The following is a 5,056-nucleotide window of genomic DNA, read 5'->3' as shown; positions in this document are numbered from 1 at the left end:
TCCACATGAGCCGAATGCGACGCGTAGTCCACCGCCACCCGACGCGCCCGCACACCCTGCGCCTCACACACCACCAGCAACTCGTCCAACGCGTCCGCGTCACCCGACACCACCACCGACGACGGCCCGTTCACCGCCGCCACCGACACCCGGCCCTCCCACCGGCCGACCAACTCCCCCACCACCGACACACCACACGCCACCGACACCATGCCACCCAGACCCGACAGAGCACGCAACGCACGCGAACGCAACGCCACCACCAGCGCCGCATCCTCCAACGACAACCCACCCGCCACACACGCCGCCGCGATCTCACCCTGCGAATGACCCACCACCGCAGCCGGCTCCACCCCGCACGAACGCCACACCTCCGCCAACGACACCATCACCGCCCACAACACCGGCTGCACCACATCCACCCGCTCCCACGACGCGGCACCCTCCACACCCCCCACCACATCAAGCAACGACCACTCGACATGAGGAGCGAGCGCGTCGGCGCAGGCAGACATCCGCTGGGCGAACACCGGCGAGGTCTCCAGGAGTTCGACGGCCATGCCGACCCACTGCGAACCCTGGCCCGGGAAGACGAACACAACGCCGTCGCCTTCGGTGGCGGTGCCGTCGACGAGGCCGGGGGCGGACCGGCCGGCGGCGAGCGCGTCGAGTCCGGCGAGCAGGTCCTCGGGACCGCTGCCGACGACGACCGAGCGGTGCTCCATCGCGACCCGGGTCGACACCAGCGAGTGCGCCACGTCCAGCGCACCCGCGCCACTGCCGCGCACGGACGCCGCCAGCCGCCCGGCCTGCTCCCGCACCGCCTCACGCGACTTCGCCGACACCACCCACGGCAGCCACGCCGGGGCCCGGACCGCTTCGGTGAGGACGCCGTCCGTCTCCGCGACCGGGTCCCCGGCCCCGTCGGCCGGCTCGGGTTCCGGGGCCTGTTCCAGCACGAGGTGGGCGTTGGTGCCGCTGACTCCGAAGGAGGACACGGCGGCGCGGCGGGGCCGGCCGGTCTCCGGCCAGTCGGTGTGCTCGGTGAGCAGGTCGACGGCGCCGTCGGCCCAGTCGGCGTGCGGAGTGGGCGCGTCGATGTGGAGGCTCTTGGGCAGCGTGCCGTGCCGCATGGCCTGCACCATCTTGATGACGCCGCCGACACCGGAGGCGGCCTGGGTGTGGCCGATGTTCGACTTCAGCGAGCCGAGCAGCAGCGGCCGGTCGACGGGACGGTCCTGGCCGTAGGTGGCCAGCAGGGCCTGGGCCTCGATCGGGTCGCCCAGGGTCGTGCCGGTGCCGTGCGCCTCGACGACGTCGACGTCGGCGGCGGACAGCCCGGCGTCGATGAGGGCCTGGCGGATCAGACGCTGCTGGGAGGGTCCGTTGGGTGCGGTGAGGCCGTTGGAGGCACCGTCCTGGTTGAGGGCGGAGCCGCGCACCACGGCGAGGACGGGGTGGCCGTTGCGGCGGGCGTCGGAGAGCCGCTCCAGCAGGACCATGCCGACGCCCTCGGACCAGGCGGTGCCGTCGGCGGCGGCGGCGAACGCCTTGCAGCGGCCGTCGGCTGCCAGGCCTCGCTGGCGGGCGAACTCGGTGAACATCTTCGGCGTCGACATGACGGTGGCGCCGCCGGCCAGGGCGAGGGAGCACTCCCCCTGACGCAGCGAGCGCACGGCCAGGTGGAGGGCGACCAGGGAGGAGGAGCAGGCGGTGTCGACGGTGACGGCGGGGCCCTCGAAGCCGTACGTGTAGGACAGCCGGCCGGAGGCGACGGCGACCGTGTTGCCGGTCAGGAGGTGTCCGGCGACCTCCTCCTGGCGGCCCCGGGAGGCGCTGTCGTAGTCGCCGTGCCCGGTGCCGACGAAGACGCCGGTGGGGCTGCCGGTGAGGGAGTCGGGGAGGATCCCGGCGCGCTCCAGGGCTTCCCAGGAGGTCTCCAGGAGCAGGCGCTGCTGCGGGTCCATGGCCAGGGCCTCGCGCGGGGAGATCCCGAAGAACGCCGGGTCGAACTCGCCGGCCTCGTGCAGGAAGCCGCCCTCGCGGGTGTAAGTGGTGCCGTGGTGGGCGGGGTCGGGGTGGAACAGCCGGTCGAGGTCCCAGCCGCGGTTGGCGGGGAACGCGGAGATCGCGTCCACGCCGTCCCGGGCCAGCTCCCACAGTTCCTCGGGTGAGCGGGCGCCGCCGGGGTAGCGGCAGGCCATGGCGACGACGGCGACGGGCTCGCGGTCGCGGTTCTCGGCGTCGCTGAGCTGCTGCCGGGCCTCCTGGAGGTCGGCGATCGCCCGCTTGAGGTACGCGCGGAGCTTGTCCTCGTTCGACATCAGGTGCCCACCTCTCACTCAGATTCCGGAAAACGCGGAGAGCGGCGGTCTCCGGATTCCACGCCCCGACCCTGTTCGGAAACCCGCGGTGCGCGCAGGGCGCGCCCGGTGGCTTTCCGGTCCGGGTCGTAGGCCCGACCCGGTCCGGTGGCCAGTCTGGCCGTCCCGGACTGCGGGTTTCCCTAGAGCCTGGGGAGAAAGGCGGGGCCGGACGCGGTGGTGGGTACCACGCACGTCCGGCCCGGGAGGGAGAACTGGTGATTCCCCCAGTCGTCGCGGGTTATTGGGCGGAGACCGCCGATTCCTCCAGGGCGGTCAGCCATTCCTCCATGAGGGCGGCGGCCTTCGCGGAGTCCTCACGGATCAGGGAGAGGTGATCGGCGTCGACCGGCCGTACGGTGGCCGACGGCACCAGGGGCTCGTGCAGGGTGTCGGCGTCCGGTGCGGGCACGCCCTCGATGAGGGCGCGAGTGCACTTGATCTCCAGTACGGGCGCGGTGGTGGGGTGCACGTCGAGCGCGTTGAGCAGCACCATCCACCGGCCCATCGCGGACAGCCGGGAGTTGGTCAGTCGTACGGGAGAGTCGTCGACGGCGGTGAAGTTGAACCGCATCATGCCCGAGAAGTCCATGCCCTCGTCGTTCTTGTGCTGGATGCTCAGCGTGTCGAGCAGTACGACGGCGGCGGGGCGGATGCCCCACATGGTCTCCAGCACGCCGGCGGCGGCATAGGCGAGGGAGCCGCCCGAGGAGTGGCCGACGAGGACGAAGGGCTGCCCGTCGGCGGCCTGCAGGGCGCTCTCGGCGATCACCCGGGCGGCGGCCTCTGGACCGGCGGGCAGGGCCTCACCGGTGGCGAAGCCGACCAGCGGCAGCGCGGCCACGTCGCGGCTGCCCCGGAAGTGCGCGGAGAGCTGGGCGTACTGGTGGACGCCGCCGTTGGCGGTGGGCGCGCTGACGCAGACCAGCCGCGAGGCGGCCGGGCCCTCGGCGAGCGTCACCGGCCAGGGCAGGTCCTCCAGTTCGGCGGTCGCCTCGAAGGTGGGCCGCAGGGCGGCGACGGTGGCCAGCATGCGCTGCGCTTCCCGGGTTTTGCCCTGGGCGATGCCGTCGAGGAACAGCCTCTCCATCGAGTCGTTCTCGACCGGGCCGCCCGGCACGCCGCCCCGGGAGACGGAACCGCCGCCCTGGGCGCCCAGTTCGGTGAGCAGCCAGGAGGTGAGGCCGTTCGGGGAGCCGCTGTCGTAGACGATGCTGGCGGGCAGTTGCAGGCCGGTGGCCTCGCTGAGCCTGCGGCGCAGTTCGATGCTGATCAGGGAGTCGAAGCCGAGCTCCAGGAAGTCCCGTTCGGGGTCGACCTCGGAGGTGTCGGGGTGGCCGAGGAGTTCCGCGGCGCAGGTGACGACCAGGTCGTGCAGGGCATGTTCCTGTTCGGCGGCGCCGAAGGTGGTCAGCCGGTCGAGGAAGGAGGCCGTGTCGGCGGCGCGGACCGGCACCGTGGAGACGGTCGCGGCCGGGCGGGCCGCACGCGCGGCCGGTGCGGCAGGCCGGCCGGCGGCGCCGGGCCCGAGCAGCCGGGCGGCGGACGAGGGGCGCAGGGCCAGCGCCTCGACCGACAGTACGGGCCGGCCGGCGGGGTCGACGGCTGCGATGGACACGGTGTCCTCCCCGGCCTTCGCCAGGCGCACCCGCAGCCGGGCGGCACCGGAGGCGTGCAGGGACACCCCGGACCAGGAGAACGGCAGCAGGCCCTGGTCGGCGTCCTTCAGCTCGACGAACTCCACGGCGTGCAGTGCGGCGGTGAGCAGGGCCGGGTGCAGGGCGAACAGTTCGGCGTCGTCCGCGCGGCCGGGCAGCTCCAGTTCGGCGAAGACCTCCTCGCCGCGGGCCCAGGCGGCGCGCAGACCCTGGAAAAGGGGACCGTACTCGGTGCGCTCGTAGAAGCCGGTCAGGTCGAGGGGTTCGGCGCCCTGCGGCGGCCACTGGGCGGCGTCGAACTCGACCTGCCGCTCGTCGGGGACGAGGACACCGGCGGCGTGCTGGGTCCACGGCTCGTCGGGGGCGTCGGCGGACCGGGAGTGGATGCCGAGTTCCCGGCCTCCGGACTCGTCGGGGGCGCCGACCCTCACCTGGACGGCGACGGCGCTCCGGGCGTCGAGCACGAGCGGGGTGGTGAGGGTGAGTTCCTGTACCCGGCCGCAGCCCACCTGGTCGCCGGCGCGCACGGCCAGTTCGAGGAATCCGGTGGCCGGGAAGAGGACCATGCCGCCCATGGTGTGGTCGGTGAGCCAGGGGTGGGTGCGCAGGGACACCCGCCCGGTGAGCAGCACGCCGCTGGTACCGGCCAGTGACACCGCCGCGCCGAGCAGCGGGTGTTCGGCGGGGGTGAGTCCGGCGCCGGCCACGTCCCCGGCGAAGGCGAGGGGCCGCGGCCAGTAGGCGCGGTGCTGCCAGGGGTAGGTGGGGACGTCGGTGCGGCGGGCGCCGGTTCCCTCGAACCAGGCGGCCCAGTCGACGCGGACGCCCGCGACGTGCAGTTCGGCCAGTCCGGTGAGCAGTGTGGTCTGCTCGTCGTGCCGGGCGCGCAGGGCGGGCGCCGCCACGGCGTCCGCCTCGTCACCGAGGGTCTGCCGGGTCAGGGCGGTCAGGACGGCGCCGGGGCCGATCTCGAGGAAGGCGTCCGCTCCCCCGTCGGCCAGGGCGCGCACGCCGTCGGCGAAGCGGACGGTGTCA

The 5,056-nt window shown here is 73.7% G+C and carries 2 protein-coding genes; both read right to left on the bottom strand.

The window, feature by feature from the left end; genetic code table 11:
* The coding region (locus TU30_RS32640) for a type I polyketide synthase (RefSeq protein WP_042177232.1) at positions 1-2,324 on the bottom strand (2,324 nt) is incomplete at its 3' end.
* A gap of 280 nt (positions 2,325-2,604) precedes the next feature.
* A partial coding sequence (locus tag TU30_RS32635) for a polyketide synthase dehydratase domain-containing protein (protein ID WP_042177230.1) occupies positions 2,605-5,056 on the bottom strand: 2,452 nt, incomplete at its 5' end.

Source organism: Streptomyces sp. NBRC 110035 (assembly GCF_000829695.1).
Lineage (GTDB): Bacteria > Actinomycetota > Actinomycetes > Streptomycetales > Streptomycetaceae > Streptomyces.
The sequence above is the reverse complement of the archived record's forward strand: the minus strand, read 5'-3'. Positions and strand labels throughout refer to the sequence as shown.